Origin of the sequence: Haloactinopolyspora alba (genome assembly GCF_003014555.1) — a bacterium.
Classification (GTDB): Bacteria; Actinomycetota; Actinomycetes; order Jiangellales; family Jiangellaceae; genus Haloactinopolyspora; species Haloactinopolyspora alba.
This window is the reverse complement of the sequence record NZ_PYGE01000003.1, coordinates 372,412-393,304: the sequence shown is the minus strand read 5'-3', so window position 1 is coordinate 393,304 and position 20,893 is coordinate 372,412. Positions and strand designations below refer to the sequence as shown.

The window sequence follows — 20,893 nt, the reverse complement described above, 5'->3', positions numbered from 1 at the left end:
CCACACCATCGTCTACCCCCTCGGCGGCACCGACGCATGCAACCTCGGCCTGTTCTGCCGCCACCACCACCTGCTCAAACACCACACCCGCTGGCACGTCGAACAACCCCACCCCGGCACCTTCGTCTGGACCAGCCCCACCGGCCGCACCACCACCATCACCCCCGAACAAACCCCCACCCCACAACAACCCGACACCCCCGACCCACCCGAGCCCCCACCGTTCTGACGACGAACCGCAGCACGAACAGGAACACGACATGGGCTGGCACAACCCCGACATCCCCTGGCGAGAGTTCGAACGTGCGCTGTCGTGGGGCAGCGGTTGGCGTAGCGACGGCGAGAAGCTACCCCGACCCTCCGCGCCGGCGGCCGGACACCAGCTCACGCCGGCAACCGAACGCGTACCCGCGGTGACCACCGCCCCGTCGCGCCCGCGTCCCGGCGTCGCGTGGGCGGAGCTGCACTGCCACTCGGCCTACAGCTTCCTCGATGGTGCTTCCGAGCCGGAGGATCTGGTGGCCGAGGCTGTCGCACAGGGTGTCGAGACACTCGCTGTGACCGACCACGACGGCATGTACGGCGTGGTCCGTTTCGCCGAGGCCGCACGTGCGGCCGGGGTGAAGACGGTCTTCGGTGCGGAGCTGAGCCTCGGCCTCACCGAGCGGCAGAACGGCGTCCCCGACCCGGAGGGGCATCATCTGCTGGTTCTGGCGCGCGATCCGGAGGGCTACCGCCGTCTCGCTGGTGCGATCACCGAGGCACAGATGCGTGGTGACAAGGGCCGACCGGTCTACGACCTCGACGAGCTGGCGACCGCTCACGGCGGGCACTGGGCCGTGCTCACCGGATGCCGCAAGGGCCTCGTTCCGGCGGCTCTGGACTCCGGGGGTGAGTCTGCGGCCGAGGCGGAACTGCGCCGTCTGGTCGCCCTGTTCGGCCGCGAGAATGTCTTCGTCGAACTGATCGACCACGACCAGCCGCTCGACGACACCCGCAACGACACCTTGTACGACCTCGCGAACCTGGTCGGGGCCGGCGTCGTCGCATCCAACAACGTGCATTACGCCCGCCCCGCCGATGCCGACCTCGCCCAGGTGCTGGCGGCGGCCCGCGCCAACAGCAGCCTCGACGACCTCGCGGGCTGGCTGCCGGCCACGGGCACGGCGCATTTGCGCAGTGGGGCGGAGATGCGACAGCGGCTCAGCCGCTACCCAGGGGTGCTGGAGACCACCGTCGCACTGGGCGAGAGTTGCTGGTTCGATCTCACGCTCATCGCGCCGGAGCTTCCCGAGCGGACCGTGCCGGACGGCTGGACCGACGCCGATTACCTGCGGCACGTCGTCGAGGAGGGTGCGCGGAACCACTACGGCCCACGCGGGCCGCAGACACAGCACATCTACGACCAGATCGAGCACGAGCTGGACGTCATCGGACGGCTCAACTTCCCCGGGTACTTCCTGATCGTCTACGAGATCGTCCGGTTCTGCCACGACCAGGGCATCCTCTGTCAGGGGCGCGGATCGGCGGCGAACTCGGCGGTCTGTTACGCCCTGGGCATCACCGCCGTCGACCCGATCGAGCACAACCTGCTGTTCGAGCGTTTCCTCACCGACTCCCGGGTCGGCCCGCCGGACATCGACATCGATATCGAGAACGCCCGCCGTGAAGACGTCATCCAGCACGTCTACCAGCGCTACGGTCGCGCCCGTGCGGCCCAGGTCGCCAACGTCAACAGCTACCGCCCGCGGATGGCACTACGTGACGTCGCGCGTGCGCTCGGGTACAGCCCAGGGCAGGTGGACGCGTGGTCGCGGCACATCGGTCATCACGAGCCGATCCCCGACGACGTCGGCATCCCCGAACACGTCGCGAAGCTGGTGTACCGCATGCTCCGGCTACCGCGGCACCTGTCGATCCACTCCGGCGGCATGGTGCTCTGCGACCGTCCGGTGGGCGAGGTGTGCCCGGTCGAGTGGGCGAGCATGCCCGGCCGCAGTGTCCTGCAGTGGGACAAGGACGACTGCGCGGCGGCGGGGCTGGTCAAGTTCGACCTGCTGGGTCTCGGCATGCTCTCCGCGTTGCGTGAGTCGTTCCAGCTGCTCAGCGGGTTGTACGAGGGCACCTACACGTTGCGCGACGTGCCCGGCGAGGACTCGGCCGTGTACGACATGCTCTGCGACGCCGACACCGTGGGCGTCTTCCAGGTCGAGTCGCGAGCGCAGATGGCCACGCTGCCCCGACTGCGGCCGCGGAAGTTCTACGAGCTGGTGGTCGAGGTGGCGCTGATCCGGCCCGGGCCGATCCAGGGCGGCTCGGTGCATCCGTACATCAAGCGCAAGAACGGGGACGAAGAGGTCGTGTTCCCGCACGAGCTCATGAAGTCGGCGCTGGACCGCACCCGGGGTGTCCCGCTGTTCCAGGAGCAGATGATGCAGTTGGCCATCGACTGCGCCGACTTCAGCGCGGAAGAGTCCGACGAGCTGCGGCAGGCCATGAGCTCCAAACGGTCTCCCGAGCGGATCGAGCGGCTCCGTCACCGCCTGCTCACCGGTATGGCGGCCAAGGGCATCCCGGACGACGTGGCCGAGGACATCTACGGCAAACTGTTCGGCTTCGCCAGCTACGGCTTCCCCGAGTCGCACGCCTACAGCTTCGCCTATCTCGTGTACGCCAGCGCCTGGCTGAAGCGGTACCACCCGGCGGTGTTCACCACCGCGTTGCTGAACAACCAGCCGATGGGGTTCTACTCGCCGCAGACGCTGATCGACGACGCCCGCCGACACGGCGTGACCGTCCGTGGCGTCGACGTCAACGTCAGTGACGTCGACGCCGTCCTGGAAGAACACGTCCCGGTGGTCTCGGATCATCCGCACGCGCCGGCCGACGCACAGCCGGCGATCCGCCTGGGGCTGTCCTCGGTGCGCGGGCTGGGAGCGTCGGTGGCTGAGGCCATCGCAGCGGCGCGTCCGTTCGGCGGTGTCGCCGACCTGGTGCGCCGCGTCGAGGTGCCGTTGCCCGCGCTGGAGGCGCTGGCCACGGCCGGCGCGTTCGAGTGTTTCGGGCTGCAACGGCGTGAGGCGTTGTGGGCGGTCGGCGCGCTCGCTCACGACCGCCCCGGTCAGCTCCCCGGTACCGTTCCCGGAGCCGAAGCGCCCGACCTGCCGGTCATGACGCCGGTGGAGCAGACGTTCGCCGATCTGTGGGCGACGGGGGTGTCGCCCGACAGCCATCCGGTGCAGCACGTGCGTGAGCGGCTGACCGGGTGGGGCGCGGTCCCTGCGGCCACGCTGCGCGACAACGAGGACGGGGTCCGGCTCGTCGTGGGCGGGCTGGTGACGCACCGGCAGCGGCCACCGACGGCAGGGGGAGTGGTGTTCATGAACCTCGAGGACGAGACCGGCATGATCAACGTCATCTGCCCGCCGGGTGTGTGGCAGCGGCAGCGTCGCATCGCACTCGAGTCGTCCGCGCTGCTCGTCCAGGGGAAGCTGGAACGCAACGACGGCGCCGTCAACCTGCTGGCCGCCCGGCTGGCGCCGTTCAAGGTCAGCGGTGGTGTCAAGAGCCGCGACTTCCGCTGATCCCCGACTTCGGCGTCGCTGAGCCGTCGGAGCGGGGCGACCCGGTAACGTCGGACACCGTGCGTCTCGTCATTGCGCGTTGCGAAGTGGAATACGCCGGTCGGCTGTCGGCCCACCTGCCCGAAGCCGTCCGGCTGATCATGGTGAAGGCCGACGGCAGCGTGCTGGTGCACTCCGACGGCGGCTCGTACAAGCCGCTCAACTGGATGAGCCCGCCGTGCTCGCTGGCCGAGTCGCAGCCGGACGGCGACGCGGGTGGCGCTGTCGCCGAATGGACCGTCACCAGCACCAAGACCGACGACCGTCTAGTCGTGCGCATCTTCGAGGTGCTGCACGACACCGAGCACGACCTGGGCGTCGACCCCGGGCTCGTCAAGGACGGGGTCGAGGCCCACCTGCAGGAACTGCTGGCCGATCAGGTCGAGACGTTCGGCGCCGGGTGGCGGCTGATCCGCCGCGAGTACCCGACGCCCATCGGCCCGGTCGACCTGCTCTGCCGCGATCACGACGGCGCGGCCGTCGCGGTAGAGATCAAGCGTCGCGGCGAGATCGACGGCGTCGAGCAGCTCACCCGCTACCTCGAACTGCTCAACCGCGACCCGCACCTGAGTCCGGTGCGCGGGGTCTTCGCCGCGCAGGAGATCAAGCCCCAGGCCCGCACCCTCGCCGTCGACCGCGGCATCATCTGCGTCACCGTCGACTACGACGCGCTGCGTGGCGTCGACGACCCGACCACCCGGCTGTTCTGAGGTCGCGATGATCGTCCTCCCCGCCGTCGGCACCGTTGCGCTGCTGGCGACGCTCGCCGCCGGCGGTGCCGTCCTGGACATCACCTTGTTCGGTGTCGCTGCGGTGTTGTTCGTCGTGTGTTCCTTTGGCGACCAGAACCGCTACGTCTTCTTCGGACGCCGATGGAGCATGCGTGGTGAGCCGGAGCTGTCCGCTGCGGGGCACGAGGCGGCTCGGCTGGGGTGGGTCGGTCTCGCGGTGTTGGTCGTCATCTTCGCGATCGTGGACGTGTCGCCGCGGATCTGACAGGGGGCCTCAGCCGAGACAGTCCGTGAACACGTCGACCGCGACGGTCAGCCCGCCTGCTTCGGCCGGCCCGACGTCGACCAGAAGGGTCATCGTGTAGCCGTCCCGGACGATCTTGACCAGCTCATAGAAGGCGGCGCCGTCCTCGTACCTGCTCGTCAGCGTTTCGCCCGAGAAATCCACGTCATCTCGAACGTCGAGATCATGAGGGCCGGTCATGAAGTTGTCGAACACCGCTTCTGCATCGTCGATCGTCACGTCACCGGACCCGGGGATCGAGAAAACGATCTGGTGCTGGGCGCGCTCACCCTCGGTGCAACCGATGTCGGTGGGCTCGTTGGCCCGAACAGTGCCTTCGCCGCCGGTGAGTGATGCGTACTCGTCGAACAATGGAGTGAGCGCGTCGACCATCTCACCCTGCACCGTTTCGACATCTGTCGATGCGTCGCCTTCCGAACACCCTGTCAATGCCAGTGCGCCGAGAAGAGCGACGAGCGCGCCAGGTCTGATCCACGTCATCGATCCATCGCCCCCACAAACGCGTCGACACCATGAGCGCCGTCGTTCCATCCCTCCTGCGCCTCGTCGGACGGGCCGTTCAGTGCCGGCGTCTCGTTGACCCAGTCATAGAACTGCTCGGAGAGTTGCTCGTCTGCGAAGATCTCATTCATCGGCTTCAGTTCACCGTCCTCGAAGAGCCCTGCTGGGGCGTTCGAAACGGCATTCTCGCCGACACCGTTCTCGATCATGGCCTGGACGGTCATGTACCACCGCATCGACTCCGCCGTCGCGTTCTCCGACACCACCTGGTCTTCCATTCCGGGCCCGCCACTCACCCACTCGCTGAGCTTGTCGTTGGCCGCGACCTGGAAGCCCCAGTAGGCGAAGTGTTTCCAACCCGGCAGTGGGATGATCGCCATGCCGCTGCTGTAGAATTGCGCGACGCCGGCGCGCCGTGCCTCTTCCTGTGCGTCGAAATCAGCGGCGTACTCCTTGCGGGCCAAATAGTGCATTCGGGAAGCACCGCCGAACAGTTGCATGACCTGCTGCGCGTGTGTCCCGTCGGCGTCGCCGGACTTGTCCGCTTGGATGGCGGCGTCGAGCTTCTTGCTGAGCAGGGTGCCCATGGCCTCGTCGAACGGCTGGGAGAGTTGCAGCTCGTCCTGGAAGCTACCGAGGAACTCGTACGTGACCTCTGGGCTTAGATAGAAGGACGGGTCGAGCCCGGTGCCCCCAGGAAAGTCGTTCGGTGCATCGGTCATCGAGGACTCCCGGAACCCCGGCCGCTCGCCGTCGTCGACGAATGACCCAGCGACCATCTCGTGAACGTACGACCCTGCCAGGCGACCAAGGGAGTCCTTGATCAGGAACGGGACCTCGTCGTGGTCCGCCGAGGCGTTGATGAACTTGAAGGCGAACGCCGACTCCTCGTCGCTGTGTTCGGTGCGCGGTGGGTCGCCCTCCACCCCCGAGCCAGCCTCGATGGCGTGCCCGAACGAATCGACCAGTCCGTGCCGGTCGTGCGGGTAGTCGCCGGCTTCGTAGACACGGTCGACGAAGTCGGAGAGCGGGAAGTCCTCGTACCCGGTCAGGGCCTTGCGGGAGGCCTCCGGATTGTTCCCGAGCACCCGGAACGCCATCGCGCCCACGTTGGACGGCAGATCGAGGGGCATCTGGTGCTGATGAGGATGCAGGTTCCGGTTCGATATGTTCTGCGGATCGGACCAGTCCTCCCGCACGAAGGAGTCCAGAGCGGTGCCTTCGACGGCCATCTGAACGAAGAACTGGGAGTCGGAGAAGTCGCCATATTCCAGCAGAGCAAGGCGCCCCCACGCGACCTGGGGATTGTCCGTCTCCTCCCAGAACTCGTTCATGACGTACCAGTCACCCGGCCGCGTCTCGTCCTTCATCGCCGTGCCGAGCCCTATGCTCATGAGTTCGAGATAACGTTGGGAATTCTCGCCGGCCGGGCTACCGGGGCTGCCCAAGCTGGCGGCGAACATCGCGGCCAGCTCCGGGCCGAGTTCGGCGTAGAAGCCCGACATGGCGTCCGGGTCGTTGGCGAGCTCCTCGTAGCGGCTCATCAGATCGTCGAAGCCATCGTTCGGCCCGCCGAGCTCTTCGAAGTCCTGGGCGAGTTCGCGTCCGCGTTGCTCGGCTTCTTCGGAGCTCATCGCATCGACGACCGTCTCGTCCACCTGCACGAACGCAGCGTCCGGCGACTGTTGTTGCAGCCCGCGCGCGAGGTTGAGGCGACGGCGCAACGACGGCAGCTCGTCGTCGTTGATCCAGTTCTGAATGGTCTTGAGGTTGTCGATCGCCTCGGACGTTACGCCCAAATCATCCATGTCCGTCTTGATCGAGCTGTAGCCCAGTTGTCCGGTGAAAGAGTCGATCGCCATCAACGCCGATTGCATCTCGGAGACGAGGTCTTCCAAGCCCTCCACCGACACCGAGGAGTACGTGCCCATCGTCACTCGCCCCCGTCGGGGAGTGTCTTCGGTTCGGCCGAAACGGCCTCGTCAATGTCGTCCGTCAGCGTCTCGGCTGCTGTTCGCAGGTCCGTCTTGCGGTAGTCGACGTCTTCGCCGAAGACGTCGGCTACCGACCCGGTCCAGGCATCGCCTTCGGCCATGATCGTCTGGGGCTTGTCGAGAGCTTCCTTCAGGTCGTCGATCTTGCCGGACACGAGTCGTCGAAGATTTTCGAGTTCTTTGCGACGAGGGTTGTCACCCATATGGACTCCGTTCCGCCGGCGGAGGTGGACGCCACTGGTCGACCGACCACGAACTGCCGGTGATCTTAGCGGCGTGGCTGCTGCCCCCGGGGGTTCGGGTCCGCGTGGGTGGGGCTCAGTCGCGCACGTCGAACATGCCGTGCTCGATCTCGAAGAACGGTGCCGTGCTGGTGCACATCGGTACGTCCTTCTCGAATCCGGCGACCGCCCAGCTCCAGCCGATCCGGTCGTGGCGGCCGCCGTCGTCGATGGTGAACCCGACGCGCCGTCCGCCGAGGTCGACGCCGGGTAGCCCGGGCAGGTCGAACTCGTCGATCACACCCGTCGCGACGGCGACGTCGCCGGCGGCCCACATGCAGTCGAGGGAGCCGCTGAACTCGGCGTAGGGGCTGCCGTCCGGGCGGGTGTGCGTGACGTCGAAAGTGCCACGTACCGACAGCGGGTTGCCCTCCTCGGTGGTGCGACCGCGGATGGTGAACGTCACCGGGTCGCCGGCGTAGCCGGGGAAGTCGAGCTCGCCGCCACCCGAGCCGAACACCCGGCTGCCCGCACTCGGCTGAGCGGAATCGTCGGCCTGGGCGGAATCGTCGGCCTGGGCGGACGTGGAGACGGTGGCGGTGGCGGTGGCGGTGGCCGCGGCGAGGGCGGTCGCGAGCACGGTACGGGTGCGGCGGGACGTGTGGCGGGGCATGGCACGGGTCCATTCGTCAGGGGGAGTGCGTCGCCGACGACTCTGCCGGGACCGCGGGGCCGACGACGTCCCTCCCGCGGGTGAGACCATGGCCACGCGCGGGGGAGCGCGGACGACCTTTAGGCTGGACGCCATGAGTGCGCACTTCGATGTCGTGGTCCTCGGTGCCGGTCCCGGCGGGTACACCGCCGCCGTCCGGGCGGCGCAACTGGGCAAGTCGGTGGCGGTCGTGGAGTCCAAGTACTGGGGCGGCGTCTGCCTGAACGTCGGCTGCATCCCCAGCAAGGCGCTGCTGCGCAACGCCGAGCTGGCCCACATCATCAAGCACGAGGCCGAGTCGACGTTCGGCATCACCATCGGCGGCGAGATCACCGCCGACTACTCCAAGGCCTACGAGCGCAGCCGGACCGTCGCCGACGGGCGGGTCAAGGGCGTGCACTACCTGATGAAGAAGAACGGCATCACCGAGTACGACGGATGGGGCTCGTTCACCGACGCCACCACGCTGGACGTCACGTTGAACGCCGGCGGCTCCGAGACGGTGACCTTCGACCACTGCATCGTTGCCACCGGCTCGACGACGAAGCTGTTGCCCGGCACCCAGCTCAGCGAGCGCGTCGTCACCTACGAGGAGCAGATCCTCGAGAGCGAGCTGCCGGAAAGCGTGGTCGTCGCGGGCGCCGGCGCCATCGGAGTCGAGTTCGCGTACGTGCTCGCCAACTACGGCGTCGACGTCACCATCGTCGAGTTCCTCGACCGGATGGTCCCGCTGGAGGACCCGGAGATCTCCAAGGAGCTCGCCCGCCAGTACAAGAAGCTCGGCGTGGAGGTCCGCACGTCCACTCGGGTCGACGCGATCGACGATTCCGGCGACAAGGTCAAGGTGACCGTCACCGCGGGCGAGCAGCAGGAGGTCATCGAGACCGACAAGGTGCTGCAGGCCATCGGGTTCGCTCCGCGGGTCGAGGGCTACGGTCTCGACAAGACCGGCGTCGCCATGTCCGAGCGCGGTGACGTCGAGATCGACGACTTCATGCGCACGAACGTGCCGAGCATCCTGGCCATCGGTGACGTCACCAACAAACTGATGCTGGCGCACACCGCCGAGGCGCAGGCCGTCGTCGCCGCCGAGACGATCGCCGGCGCGGACACCATGCCGGTCGACTACGCGATGATCCCGCGCGCGACCTATTGCCAGCCGCAGATCGCCGCGTTCGGCTACACCCAGGAGCAGGCCGAGAAGCTCGGCCACCAGGTCAAGGTGTCCAAGTTCCCGTTCATGGCCAACGGCAAGGCGCACGGCCTCGGCGAGACGGCCGGGTTCGTGAAGATCGTCGCCGACGCCGAGCGCAACGAGCTGCTGGGCGCGCACCTGATCGGCCCGGACGTCACCGAGCTGCTGCCCGAGCTGACGCTGGCGCAGATGTGGGACCTCACGGCGGACGAGGTCGGACGCAACATCCATGCGCATCCGACCCTGTCCGAGGCGGTCAAGGAGGCTATCGACGGCATCGCCGGGCACATGATCAATTTATGACCCGATCGTCGACGGCCGCGCTGGCGCTGGCCCTCGTCACGCTCGTCGGGTGCTCGACTGCGGAGTCCGCCGGTTCCGACCCCGCAGCCGGATCCTCGACGCCTCCTTCTGAGACGTCGACGAGGCCTGCCACACCGACGAACGAGCACACCACACCGCAGGAGCCGCGCCCGAGTCTGACCCCGCCGGTGAGCTACGAGCCCGGCTGGCCGGACTGGACCGTCGAAACCGGCGCCGGCTACATGGTCAACAAGTGTGTACCGGAGTCACTGCACGACCGCGTGCGGACCCTCACCGCGAGCGACGGGACGCACTTGTCCGCACTCGAGCTCGGCGACGGCCCCGACGGCGTCGTCCTCGCTCATGAAACGGGCTACAACATCTGCTCGTTCATCCCGATGGGTATCGAGCTCGCGAGCCTCGGGTTCCACGTCATGATCCCGGAATTCCGTTCCCACGGTGCGTCCGAGCTCGTCGAGGTGCCCGAGAACGAGCCCGTTTCCCGTGGCATGGACCGGGACATGGCCGCGGCTGTGGCGGAACTGCGCAGGCTGGGCGCCGAGCGCATGTTCATGGCAGGTGCGTCCTGTGGCGGGACGGTCGCTGCGGGGGCCGGTGCGGACGCGCAGCAGCTCGTCGGCCTGATGATCCTCTCTTCCCCGGTGGAGTGTGATTCGGTCGACGCGGCGAGCGCCGTGGAGCGGATCCGTGCGCCGTCGTTGTTCGTGGCGTCCACGGGCGACATGCAGGGTGCGGTCGAGGCGGAAGTCAGAGAGTTGTACTCCGCTTCCGCGTCACCTGACAAGGAGCTCGTGATCCGCGACGGCGAGAATCACGGCACCGACATGATGCGGGAGTCCTCCGACGGTGCCGACCTGGAAAGCTCGTTGGTCCAGTTCATCGAGGATGCCTACAGCGCCGCCGACGGCTGAGCCTACGATACGTGGATGCTGAGACAGGTCGCAGATGGCGTGCAGGTTCACCAGAGCGAGTTACTCCAGAACAACGCCGTCGTCGTTCAGGGCCGCGCTGGCGTGTTGCTCATCGACCCGGGGATACAAGGCTCCGAAATGGCCTGCCTCGCGAACGACCTTCGCGAGTCGGGGCAGCCTGTTGTGGCGGGCTTCGCGACGCATCCTGATTGGGATCACGTGCTCTGGCACTCCGGGTTCGGCGAAGCGCCTCGGTACGGCACAGCGCGCTGTGCGGCGTACATGCGAGATCTGCTGTCGAACGCGGACTGGAAGACGCGCGTCGTCGAGGGGTTACCGCCGGAGATCGCCGCGGAGGTACCGCTGGACCTGTTCGGCCTCATCACCGGTCTGCCAGTTGGAGCCGCGCAGATTCCGTGGGACGGCCCTGACGTCCGGATCATCGAGCATCCGGCGCATGCGCAGGGCCACGCGGCGCTGTTGATCGAGGAGCGCGGTGTTCTCGTCGCCGGCGACATGCTCTCTGACATCCTGATGCCGTTCCCCGACCAGGACGCCGCGAACCCGGTCGACGACTACCTCGTCGGGCTGCGGCGACTCGAGGAGGTGGCGGACGACGTTGATGTCCTCATCCCGGGTCATGGGTCTGTTTGCGGCGCCGATCAGGTGCGCGCACGGATCAGCCAGGATCGCGCGTACGTGCATGCCTTGCGTGACGGCAACGTTCCCGACGACCCGCGCATCGGCCCGTCGGCCACGTTCGGCGCGGACTGGCTGCCCGGCGTGTATGAATGGCAGGCACAGCGGTTCGCCGAAAGGAAAGAGCACGACGGGGCGCCCGGACAGTAGATGCGCGATCACCGCCAGAGCCAGCGCAGGGCGTCGGGCAGCAGGACACCACCGTGGTTGGCGCTGTGGCCGCCGTTGCCGAGGACCAGGCGAAAGTCGTAACCCGCTTCGGCGAGCGCGGCGGCGACGCGGAGATTGTTCGCGAGCCAGTTCCGCTCCGGTTCGTTCCAGCGCAGGTCGTGGTGGCTGTCCGGCCGCAGCCATGCCGCGGTGAAGGCACAGTTGCCGCCGCTGCTGCCGCCGCAGATGCCCTAGTGGTCCGGGTTCTCGGTGATCGAGTACCGCTCCGTGACCCGGGGAATGATTTGATCCAGGAGAAAGGTGACGTAGCGGTCGTTGAACGACCGCCGGCCTTCCTGGAACACCATGAGCGCGGCCGGCTCCGTCACGCCCGGCAACGTACGGCCGGCCCGGCGACCGGGCAATCGGGTTTCACGCGCGTCGACGGTGTCGCTCTGCTGACCGCTAAGTTCATTGCCCCGGGGTCGGCGCCGTCTCTAGGTTGAGCGCATGCGAGAGATCGAAGCCTGCGACGGCCGGACGCTGGCGGTCGAGGAGTGGGGCGTGCCCGGCGGGACGCCGGTGCTCTATGCCCACGGAACGCCGATGAGCCGGCTGGCGCGGCATCCGGACGAGGACATGTTCCGCGACCTGAACGTCCGGCTGATCACCTACGACCGGCCCGGCTACGGGCGCTCGACGCCACACCAGGGGCGACGGGTCGTCGATGCTGCCGCCGATCTGGCCGCCATCGCCGACGCCCTGGGCCTCGAGGACGTCGTGACGTTCGGCGTCTCCGGCGGCGGACCGCACGCGCTGGCCTTCGCCGCCGCTCATCCCGGACGCGTCCGCAGGGTCGCGACGCTGGCCTCCACCGCGCCGATCGACGCCGCCGGCCTCGACTGGACGGCGGGCATGGCGGATGGGAACGTCGCGAGCGCCGAGGCCGCGAGCCAGGGCCGGGCCGCTCTCGAGCAGCACCTGGCGAGTGCCGAGTCCGACGACCTCGCCTCGTTACTGCCGGCTGCCGAGCAGCGGATGCTGGCGCGGCCCGAGGTTCAGGAGATGCTGTCGGCGGCCTTCACCGAGGCGCTGCGGCCCGGGCTGGCCGGCTGGACCGACGACGAGCTCGCGCTGTACGGGCTGCCCTGGGGCTTCGATCCGGCCGACATCACCGTCCCGGTCCTGCTGTGGCACGGCGAACAGGACACCTTGGTCCCAGTCGGCCACGCCGACTGGCTGCGTCGGCGCATCCCGGGTGCCACGCTCACTCGCAGCGCCGATGCCGGTCATGCCGGGCACTTCGACGCCACCGACGAGGCGCTGCGATGGCTGCTGGCGAAGCGCTGATCACCGCCGGCGTGAACACCGGCTGAATCTTGCGTACGGCACTGACGCCGAGCGGGCGTATCCGGCATCGTTGACGATGACGGTCAATCCGAGCCAATCGGAAGGTCATGGTCATGCGTTCTCGGCTGCTCCGTACCCTGTTCGCCGTCCTCGTCGCTGTCGGCGTCGCCGCCGCGGTCACCGGCCCGGCCGCCGCCTACCCGCCCGACCCGCCATCGGTGGCCGAATCACGTGCCCAGCTCGACGCGATCACCGTCGCCGCGCCCGGCTCGGACGACGGCTACTCGCGCGAGCTTTTCCCGCACTGGCTCGGCCAGGAGGGCAACTGCAACACCCGCGAGGTCGTGCTCCGCCGCGACGGCTCTGGCGTGCAGACCGGCGCCGACTGCTACCCGGACAGCGGCAGCTGGTACAGCGTCTACGACCGGGACTGGCTCAGCGACCCGTCCGACGTGCACATCGATCACATGGTCCCGCTGGCCGAGGCGTGGCGCTCCGGCGCGGACTCCTGGTCGCAGCAGCGGCGCGCGGACTTCGCGAACGACCTCAGCCGCGGGCAGCTGATCGCGGTGTCCGGGTCGAGCAACATGTCCAAGAGCGACCAGGATCCGGCCGAGTGGCGGCCGGAGAACACCAACTGGTGGTGTTACTACGGTCGGCACTGGATCGACGTGAAGCACGACTGGGGTCTGACCGCCGACGCCGCGGAGAAGTCCGCGCTGGACCGGATGCTCGACACCTGCTGACGGTGCAGGCCGGCCCGGTCACTGGCCGACGCGGCCGTCGATGCGCTCGCGCAGGAGGTCCGCGTGGCCGCAGTGCCGCGCGTACTCCGCGATCTGCGCCACCAGAGCGTCGCGCAGTTGCAGGTCCGCGCCGTCGGCACCGAGGTCGGACGCACCGGCGTTCCAGGCGCCGAGGTCGTCCACACCGGCCACGAACCGGTCGGTGAGCGCTGTCTCGGCCCGCCACTGTCGCCAGGCGTCCTCCACGACGGCGGGGTCGGCGGTCGCGCCGTTCCAGTCGCCGTCGCGGTCGTCGTCCGTGCGGTACAGCGGCGGCGCGTCCTCGCCGGCCATGACCCGGCGAAGGTGCCGCTCTTCCTCGACCATGTGCCGCACCAGCCCGAGCAGCGACATCGTGGACGGTGGCACGGATCGCCGGGCGAGTTGCTCGGCATCCAGGCCCGCGCACTTCATCTCCACCGTGAGGCGGTAGTGGCGCAGGTAGTCGAGCAGGATGCCGCGTTCGTCGGTGCCCCCGGCGTCGGTTTCGCGCGGGTCGTCGTCTGGGTCGATCCACATGTCGGTGTACACGGTCGACTCGGTCCACCGTCGTGGTGCGGGCTCGCCGGAATCAGGGGCAGTCATGACGCCATGCTTGCCCACGCCCGGCTCCGGCCGCCACCGAATATGTCACCGAACGTGTGCCTGCCCGGGCCACGCTGCTGCCGGTCCGGATCGACCTACGTGACGGTCACGCTGGGCGCTGACGTTACGCCGCGACGGTCGCGGTGGTAGACCTTGTTCGCGATCCGCCATGCGCCGTCGTCGCACACCAGCAGGAACACGTCGGTGAAGGTGTGCGGGCCGTGCTGCAGCGTCATCGTCGCGGTGCCGACGGTGCCGGTCACGGCGACGTGCTCGATGCGCCGCCGGCGTGACGACTCGTCCGCGGCGGGGCTGCCGGTGAAGTTCGCGCAGTAGGCCGCGAGATCCCAGGACACGAACCTTCCGTCGCGCAGGCCCTCGACGTGAGCCGTCGGCAGGAACGCCTCGTGGAAGTGCGCGGGATCGCCGGTGGCGTGCCCGGCCGCGTAGGCGACCAGCGGCGCCAGGACGGCGTCCGGCACGTCGACCCCCGCGGCGACGCCGAGTCCGTGCTCCGGTTCGCTCACCGGCCCGTTCCGTGTCGAACTCGGATGGTCGTCGGTGTCGTGGTTGCTCATGGTCACGATCGTGTCCGCGGTCGAGCCATGCGACAAGCGAGAATCCTGCATAGGTGGGATGCAACAAACGCATAGCCTGGCGAGTGTGCTGGAATCGTGGCGCTCGTTCCTCGAGGTCTGCCGGACGGGCTCGTTCTCCGCGGCGGCCGAAGAGCTCGGCTTCAGCCAGTCCGCCGTCTCCAGGCAGGTCGCCGGCCTCGAACGCGAGACCGGGGCGCGGCTGCTACATCGGCACGCCCGCGGCGTGGAGCCGACCCCGGCGGGCGAGGCGTTCGGCCACCACGCCCGGATCGTGGTCGCCGAGGCGGACCGGGCGGTCCGCGCCGCCCACGCGGCGGACGCCGTCGTCCCCGAGCGGCTGGCGGTCGGCGCGACGCCCTCGGCCGCCGCCAGCATCGTGCCGGCGGCACTGCGGCGCCTCGTCGACGACCACGGCGTGCGATGGTCGGTGCGTCCAGCGCTCACCGCGGAGCTGGAGGTGCTGGTCGCGAGCGGCGAACTGGACGTCGCCGTCGTCACCGACGCGCCGCCGGGCCTGCAGGCCGACTCTCAGCTGCGACGCGAGGTGCTCGGCGTCGACGAGATGTGCGTGATCGTGCCCGCCGGGCATTCCGCGGCCGGCCGCGACCGGGCCTCGCTCGCCGCCTTCGCCGCGGACACGTGGGTCGAGGACGACGCCGGCTCGGCAGCGCTGCTGCGCCGCCATGCCGCCCGGGCGGACTTCGAGCCGCGGCTGGACGTCGACGCCGTCGACCTGCTGGGCAAGATCGCGATGGTGGCGGCCGGGCACGCCGTCGCGCTCGTGCCCGGCCTGCTGGCGGGGTCGCTGCCGCGGGACGTGGTCGCGGTGCGGCTCGCCGACGCGCCCACCCGCGGCCTCTACGCGCTGCTACCGACGCGTGCCGATCCGCCTCCGCCGATCGTCTCGGACGTCGTCCGCCACGTTTCCGAGGCACTCTCGCTCACGGGCTGAGGTCCATCCGCTGGATCGTCATGCTGATCACGGCGGGTCGGAGTGCGGGCGGAGCCGGCGCAGCGGCCCGGGCGCCCACCAGTTGGCGGGGCCGAGCAGCTTCAGCAGCGCCGGAACCAGCAGCATCCGGATCACGGTCGCATCCAGGGCGAGGGCGATGATCATCCCGACGCCGATGAAGCGCATCATCTGGATCCCCGACAGCGAGAACGCGCCGACCACGACGATCAGCAGCAGCGCGGCCGCGGTGATGACGCGTCCGGATCGAGTCAGGCCGGTGCGCACGGCCTCGGCCGTGGTGGCGCCGTCGTCGTGCGCCTCGACGACCCGCGACAGCAGGAAGACCTCGTAGTCCGTCGACAGCCCGAACACGACGGCCGCCATCAGCACGACGGTGCCGACCTCCATCGGCTGTGGTGTCACGTGCAGCAGGCCGGCGCCGTGGCCGTCGACGAAGATCCAGGTCAGAACGCCGAACGTGGCGGTAAGGCTGACCGCGGCCATGATCGCCGCCTTGAGCGGCAGCACGACGGAGCCGAACGCGAGGAACAGCAGCACCAGTGTCGCGCCGACCAGGACGGCGATCATCACCGGCAGCCGGTCGGTGATCGCGTCGAGGCTGTCGACACTGGTCGCGGTGAGCCCGCCGACCAGCATTCCGGCCTCCGCGGGAGGGTCCATCGCACGGATGTCGCCGACGACGTCGCGTGCCCGGTCGCCGAACGTCGCGCCCTCGTACCAGACGTCCAGCACGACGACGCCGGCGTCGAGCGCGCCGGCGGGAGCGACCTGCGTGACGCCGCCGACCTCGCGGATCTCGGCGGCGAACGACTCCAGCTCCGACGGCGACGCGGCCGTGCCGCGGGTGTCCAGCACCACCCGGACGGTGTCGGCCGACACGTCCGGGAACTGCGCCTCCAGGTACTCGACGGCCGCTCGCGCCGGGTCGTCCTCCGGCAGGATCCGCTCGTCCGGCTGGCCGAACCGGGCGTCCAGGAACGGCGAGATGAGCAGCATCAGCACGGCCAGGATCGGCAGCGCCACGAGCAGCGGACGGCGCATCACCCCGTCGGCCAGCCGTGGCCAGAACCGCCCGGGCCGTGCCGGGCCGCCACGTCGCCGGATGGCCAGCGCGTCGACCCGCCGGCCCAGCAGCGACAGGACGGCCGGAAGCACGGTCAGCGAGATCAGCGCCGCGAGAGCGACGGCCGCCATGCCGCCGTAGGCGAGCGAGTTCAGGAAGTTCTGCGGGAACAGCAGCAGCGTGGACAGCGCGATGATCAGCAGCGTCGCCGAGAACGCCACGGTACGACCGGCGGTGGCGACGGTCCGGCGCACCGCTTCGTGCGCGTCGACACCGTCGTCGAGCTCCTCGCGGAACCGGCTGACCACGAACAGCCCGTAGTCGATCGCCATGCCCAGACCCAGCAGGCTGGCCACGTTGACCGCGAACTCGCTCACCGTGGTCATGCCTGCGATGACGTGCAACACTCCGAGCGCGGACAGCACCGACAGCGCGCCCACCAGCACCGGTAGTGCCGCCGCCACGACACCGCCGAAGATCAGCACCAGCAGCACCAGCACCACCGGCAACGAGACCGCCTCGGCGAGGACCAGATCCTGCTCGATCTGCTCGGACGTCCCGGCCTCCAGCGGGATCTGCCCGGCCAGTTCGGTCCGCACCCCTTCGACGTGCAGCGACTCCTCGATCCGGTCGAAGGCGTCGTGCTTCTCGTCGGAGCTGTCGCCGGCCAGCGTGATCAGCGCCAGCCCAGAGCGCCCACCGTCGCCGCGCAGCGACGGGTCGTCGCTGTTCCAGTACGACCGGACCGCGGCGACGGAGTCGGCGGGCAGGTCGCCGAGCGCGGCGGTGACCGGGCGGCGGACCCCGGGCGAGTCCACGGTGGTCCCTTCGGGAGCGGTGTAGACGGCGACGACGTCCGGCGACGCGGCCGCCGGGTTCTGCTGGCTCAGCCGCACGGCCTGGGCCGCCTCGCTGCCCGGGTCGTCGTAGCCGCCCTGGCTCAGCGAACCGAACACGCCGAGCCCGTAGCCGCCGAGCGCGAGCGCGACGACGATGACCGCCACCAGGACCGGTACACGGCGGTGAGTCACGGCGGTGCCCCAGCGAGCGAACATGTGGGCGACGATAGGACCATGCATGAATCGGTCGAGACGTGGCCCGACGGCGACTGGGTGGTCCGGCGGATCACCGGCAGCTCCTCGACGAAGCCGTACCGGTGCCCCGGCTGCGACCAGCTGATCCGGCCCGCGACGCCGCACGTTGTGGCGTGGCCGGTGGAGGCCACCTCGTTCGTCGGTGACGGTGTCGACGAGCGACGGCACTGGCACACCGGCTGCTGGAACGCGCGCGGGCGCCGTCGGCCGCTGTGACACCTGGCGGGAGCCGTTAGGCTGCCGGACATGACCGTCGAGCTCGCCCACGTCGAGCACGGAGCCGGCGACGGCGGAACGCCGCTGGTGCTGCTGCACGCGTTCCCGGTGCCCGGAGCCGTGCTCGACCCCGTCGCGTCACAGCTGGCCGACCGGCACCGCGTCGTCGTCCCCGATCTGCGCGGATTCGGCGGATCGCCGGACCCCGGAGACGACGAGCCGTCGTTGGACCACTACGCCGACGACGTCGCGGCGTTGCTGGACCGGCTCGGCATCGACCGCGCCGTCGTCGGCGGGCTGTCCATGGGCGGGTACGTGACCATGGCGCTGCTGCGCCGGCACCCCGGACGGGTGGCGACGGCGGTGCTGATGGACACGAAGGCGGCCGCCGACACCGACGAGGCCCGGGCGAACCGCGAACGCGTCGCCGCCGCCGTGCTCGAGAACGGCAACCGGGCGCTGCGGCCGATGCTCGAGACGTTGCTCGGCGCCACCACCCGCCGTGAACGCCCGGACGTGGTGGCGCGGGTGACCCGGTGGCTCGACGAGGCGCGCCCCGACGGCGTCGCATGGGCGCAGCGCGCCATGGCCGCGCGGGCGTCGTCGTTCGACACGCTGGCAGCCGTGGGCGTGCCCGGCGCCGTGCTGGTGGGCGAGGAGGACACGCTGACCGGCCGAGACGACGCGCAGGCGATGGCCGAGGCGTTCGTGCCGCCGGCCCCGGTGCGCGTCATCGCAGGCGCCGGCCACCTCGCACCGGTCGAAGACCCCGGTGCGGTGGCCGGCGCTCTACACGAGGTGGTGTCGTCGACGCCGTAGCGTCGTCAGGTCACTTCTCCTGCTGCTGTGACGCCGACGGGTCGTCGACCAGCTCGGCATCCACCACGTCGTCGGACTTGCCCGACTCGACCGCGGGGCCCGGCTCGCCCGGAGCCACACCGCCCAGCAGGCTACGCAGCTGGCTGAGGTGCGCCGTGATGCTGTCACGCTGCCGGTTCAGCTCGGCGACCTCGCGCTTGGCCGCGGTCAACGTGGACGAGGCCTCGGCCTTGGCCTCGTTCACCGTGGTCTCGGCGTGCGCCTTCGCCTCGTTGACCAGCTGCTCGGCGTTGCGCTTGGCGCCGGCAACGAGCGCCTTGGCCTGTTCGTCCGCCTCGCGGCGCACCTTCTCGGCACGCTCGTGGGCGGCCGTGGCCCTGGCCTCGGCGTCGGTGGCACGGTCCTCGGCGTCGCTGACGAGCTTCTGGGTCTCGTTGACCGACGCCTCGTAGCGCTCGTTGATCTCGCGCTCGAGCTCCTCGCGCTTGGCGACCAGCTGCAGCTCGTGCTCGGTGTTCTCTTTCTCCGCCTTGACCTGCGCCTCGTCGAGCACCGCCTGTGCCTTCGCGCGCATGGACTCGGCCTCGCGCTTGGCGGTGGTGCGCTGTTCCTCGACCTCACGCTTGGTGGTCGCGCGCAGCTCGGCAACCTCACGCTCGGCGACGGCGCGCAGCCGGCTGATCTCGCGCTCGGCCTGGGCACGCCGCTCGCTGGTCTCGTGCTCTATCGACGAGCGCACCTTGGCGGCCTCGCGCTTGGCGCTGTCGACCAGGTTGCTGGCCTCGCGGTTGGCGGAGGAGCGGACCTCCTCGGCCTCGACACGTGCCTCGTCGATGACCTCGTCGGCGGTGCGCTTGGCCTCGGCGCGCAGCTCCTCGACCTCGTTCTCGGCCGCGGTGCGCAGCTCGGTGGCGTCCACCTGCGCCTCGGCCCTGGTCTCGCTGGCCTCGCTGTCGGCCTGTGCGATGAGCTCGCTGGCCTGCTCCTCGGCGAGGCGCAGGAGCTGCTCGATACGTGCACCCAGCCCGGAATACGAGGGCCGCTCGACCTCCCGGAGCTCCGTGCTCGCCTCGGCCAGCTCCTGACGCAGCCGCACGACCTGCTTGTCGAGGTCGTTGGCGCGGTTTCGCACCTGGGCCAGCGTCGCCTCGAGCTGCCGCACGTGCTGTTCGACCTGGACGCGGTCGTAGCCACGCATGGCGATGGTGAACCCGCCCGTCGGCGAGCCGTCGAAGATGGACAGGCCGTCCGCGCCCGTCTCTCGAACCGCTACTTCTCGTACCTCGCTCATGTTCTCCCTCATCGGGGGTGCGACCCCCGGCGGGGCCGTCACACGTCTGTCGTACCCATTGATCCCTTCGAGGTGCTTCCCGGGTCTTCCCCGTCACGGACGCCGAGCCCTCATCAGGTTGGGAAGGCAGGATACCGCCTGACCGGGCTCGGTCGAGGGGGTGCGGGCGGTGGGAAGTCGAGTGTGGCGTGCCTTTCGGAGATCAACGGGGCTCTCCCAGGATCACGGTAGTTGGCGAAATGCGAACCCACCACCCGCTTGGGACACATCAGTAGATATCTTTATCGGCGTGTTCACCACGATCGACCACGTCGGCGTCGCGGTCGCCGATCTGGACGAGGCCGTCGCCTGGTATCGCGACCACTTCGGCATGGAGGTGGTGCACGAGGAGACCAACGACGAGCAGGGCGTGCGCGAGGCGATGCTGCGCGTCTCGCCGGACGACACCGGGCCGTGCGTACAGCTGCTGGCGCCGCTGGGACCCGACTCGCCGATCGCGGCGTTCCTCGACCGCAAGGGCCCGGGGCTGCAGCAGCTCGCCTACCGCGTCGACGACGTGGAGGCGGCCGCGGCCACCCTGCGCGAGCGCGGGATGCGCATGCTGTACGCGCGGGCGCGCCGCGGCACCGCCGGGACGCTGGTGAACTTCGTGCATCCGAAGGACGCCGGGGGAGTGCTGGTCGAGCTGGTGTCCGGGCCACACTGACGCGCCCCCGACGGCGGCGCGCCCGCGGGCTACCGTGGGAGGACGAC

20 protein-coding genes and 2 pseudogenes are annotated in these 20,893 nt (G+C 69.5%); 13 read left to right on the top strand and 9 right to left on the bottom strand.

All coding sequences use genetic code 11. The features are described 5' to 3' along the window. The 4 genes and pseudogenes from CLV30_RS26300 to CLV30_RS06540 form a co-directional block, all read left to right on the top strand. Positions 1-229: pseudogene (locus CLV30_RS26300) on the top strand (HNH endonuclease signature motif containing protein); the annotation flags it as partial. 31 nt (positions 230-260) lie between these two features. Next, positions 261-3,584, top strand: a complete 3,324-nt coding sequence (locus tag CLV30_RS06550; protein ID WP_106536374.1) for an error-prone DNA polymerase — start codon at positions 261-263, stop codon at positions 3,582-3,584. A 59-nt stretch (positions 3,585-3,643) separates the two neighbouring features. Next, positions 3,644-4,333 carry an endonuclease NucS gene (gene nucS, locus CLV30_RS06545; RefSeq protein ID WP_106536373.1) on the top strand — a complete coding sequence of 230 codons (690 nt, stop codon included), beginning with the start codon at positions 3,644-3,646 and terminating at the stop codon, positions 4,331-4,333. 7 nt (positions 4,334-4,340) lie between these two features. Further along, positions 4,341-4,619 (top strand): hypothetical protein, encoded by a 279-nt coding sequence (locus tag CLV30_RS06540; RefSeq protein ID WP_106536372.1) that lies wholly within the window; start codon positions 4,341-4,343, stop codon positions 4,617-4,619. Positions 4,620-4,628: 9 nt separating this feature from the next. Here CLV30_RS06540 and CLV30_RS06535 read toward each other — a convergent pair whose 3' ends face one another. The 4 genes from CLV30_RS06535 to CLV30_RS06520 all read right to left on the bottom strand — a co-directional run bounded on the left by CLV30_RS06535 (position 4,629) and on the right by CLV30_RS06520 (position 8,047). Next, positions 4,629-5,138 carry a hypothetical protein gene (locus tag CLV30_RS06535; protein WP_129710946.1) on the bottom strand — a complete coding sequence of 170 codons (510 nt, stop codon included), beginning with the start codon at positions 5,136-5,138 and terminating at the stop codon, positions 4,629-4,631. Beyond that, positions 5,135-7,090 (bottom strand): hypothetical protein, encoded by a 1,956-nt coding sequence (locus tag CLV30_RS06530; protein WP_106536370.1) that lies wholly within the window; start codon positions 7,088-7,090, stop codon positions 5,135-5,137. Before CLV30_RS06530 ends, CLV30_RS06535 begins: the two co-directional genes overlap by 4 nt. Before the next feature lie 2 nt (positions 7,091-7,092). Further along, complete coding sequence (locus CLV30_RS06525; RefSeq protein WP_129710947.1) at positions 7,093-7,356, bottom strand: hypothetical protein; 264 nt, start codon at positions 7,354-7,356, stop codon at positions 7,093-7,095. A 115-nt stretch (positions 7,357-7,471) separates the two neighbouring features. Beyond that, positions 7,472-8,047: a hypothetical protein gene (locus tag CLV30_RS06520; protein ID WP_165358548.1), complete on the bottom strand. Its 576-nt coding sequence runs from the start codon at positions 8,045-8,047 to the stop codon at positions 7,472-7,474. A 133-nt stretch (positions 8,048-8,180) separates the two neighbouring features. Between CLV30_RS06520 and lpdA the strand changes: the two genes are divergently transcribed. Genes lpdA through CLV30_RS06500 form a run of 3 tightly spaced genes read left to right on the top strand, consistent with a single transcriptional unit; the run spans position 8,181 to position 11,365 of the window. Beyond that, the gene (lpdA, locus tag CLV30_RS06510; RefSeq protein ID WP_106536366.1) at positions 8,181-9,584 is read left to right on the top strand and encodes a dihydrolipoyl dehydrogenase; all 1,404 of its coding nucleotides are present in this window, start codon (positions 8,181-8,183) and stop codon (positions 9,582-9,584) included. Further along, the gene (locus CLV30_RS06505) at positions 9,581-10,516 is read left to right on the top strand and encodes an alpha/beta hydrolase (RefSeq protein ID WP_106536365.1); all 936 of its coding nucleotides are present in this window, start codon (positions 9,581-9,583) and stop codon (positions 10,514-10,516) included. The genes lpdA and CLV30_RS06505 overlap by 4 nt, the downstream gene beginning before the upstream one ends. 15 nt (positions 10,517-10,531) lie before the next feature. Continuing rightward, positions 10,532-11,365, top strand: a complete 834-nt coding sequence (locus CLV30_RS06500) for an MBL fold metallo-hydrolase (RefSeq protein WP_106536364.1) — start codon at positions 10,532-10,534, stop codon at positions 11,363-11,365. Positions 11,366-11,373: 8 nt separating this feature from the next. On the opposite strand, the pseudogene CLV30_RS27775 reads toward CLV30_RS06500, so the two are convergent. Then, a pseudogene (locus tag CLV30_RS27775) lies at positions 11,374-11,709 on the bottom strand (esterase family protein); the annotation flags it as partial. A gap of 166 nt (positions 11,710-11,875) precedes the next feature. Here CLV30_RS27775 and CLV30_RS06490 point away from each other — a divergent pair. Further along, positions 11,876-12,715, top strand: a complete 840-nt coding sequence (locus tag CLV30_RS06490) for an alpha/beta fold hydrolase (protein ID WP_106536363.1) — start codon at positions 11,876-11,878, stop codon at positions 12,713-12,715. A 113-nt stretch (positions 12,716-12,828) separates the two neighbouring features. Next, entirely contained in the window at positions 12,829-13,461 is a 633-nt protein-coding gene (locus tag CLV30_RS06485; protein ID WP_106536419.1) for an HNH endonuclease family protein, read from the top strand. A gap of 18 nt (positions 13,462-13,479) precedes the next feature. On the opposite strand, the gene CLV30_RS06480 is transcribed toward CLV30_RS06485, so the two are convergent. Together CLV30_RS06480 and CLV30_RS06475 are read right to left on the bottom strand one after the other, a co-directional pair. Beyond that, positions 13,480-14,085 carry a DinB family protein gene (locus CLV30_RS06480; protein WP_205740705.1) on the bottom strand — a complete coding sequence of 202 codons (606 nt, stop codon included), beginning with the start codon at positions 14,083-14,085 and terminating at the stop codon, positions 13,480-13,482. A 95-nt stretch (positions 14,086-14,180) separates the two neighbouring features. Next, positions 14,181-14,663: a nuclear transport factor 2 family protein gene (locus tag CLV30_RS06475; RefSeq protein ID WP_205740706.1), complete on the bottom strand. Its 483-nt coding sequence runs from the start codon at positions 14,661-14,663 to the stop codon at positions 14,181-14,183. A gap of 85 nt (positions 14,664-14,748) precedes the next feature. Between CLV30_RS06475 and CLV30_RS06470 the strand changes: the two genes are divergently transcribed. Continuing rightward, entirely contained in the window at positions 14,749-15,636 is an 888-nt protein-coding gene (locus tag CLV30_RS06470; protein WP_205740707.1) for a LysR family transcriptional regulator, read from the top strand. A 27-nt stretch (positions 15,637-15,663) separates the two neighbouring features. Here the strand turns inward: CLV30_RS06470 and CLV30_RS06465 are convergent, their stop codons facing one another. Continuing rightward, entirely contained in the window at positions 15,664-17,775 is a 2,112-nt protein-coding gene (locus CLV30_RS06465; protein ID WP_106536360.1) for an MMPL family transporter, read from the bottom strand. An 18-nt stretch (positions 17,776-17,793) separates the two neighbouring features. On the opposite strand from CLV30_RS06465, the gene CLV30_RS06460 reads away from it, so the two are divergent. Continuing rightward, positions 17,794-18,030 (top strand): hypothetical protein, encoded by a 237-nt coding sequence (locus CLV30_RS06460; protein ID WP_106536359.1) that lies wholly within the window; start codon positions 17,794-17,796, stop codon positions 18,028-18,030. Between the two features lie 30 nt (positions 18,031-18,060). Next, positions 18,061-18,849, top strand: coding sequence for an alpha/beta fold hydrolase (locus CLV30_RS06455; RefSeq protein ID WP_106536358.1), 789 nt, complete (start codon positions 18,061-18,063; stop codon positions 18,847-18,849). A 10-nt stretch (positions 18,850-18,859) separates the two neighbouring features. On the opposite strand, the gene CLV30_RS06450 is transcribed toward CLV30_RS06455, so the two are convergent. Beyond that, complete coding sequence (locus CLV30_RS06450; protein WP_129710949.1) at positions 18,860-20,140, bottom strand: coiled-coil domain-containing protein; 1,281 nt, start codon at positions 20,138-20,140, stop codon at positions 18,860-18,862. Between the two features lie 289 nt (positions 20,141-20,429). Here CLV30_RS06450 and mce point away from each other — a divergent pair, with 289 nt between their 5' ends. Further along, positions 20,430-20,846, top strand: a complete 417-nt coding sequence (mce, locus tag CLV30_RS06445) for a methylmalonyl-CoA epimerase (RefSeq protein ID WP_240723247.1) — start codon at positions 20,430-20,432, stop codon at positions 20,844-20,846. The last annotated feature ends 47 nt before the right edge of the window (positions 20,847-20,893 follow it).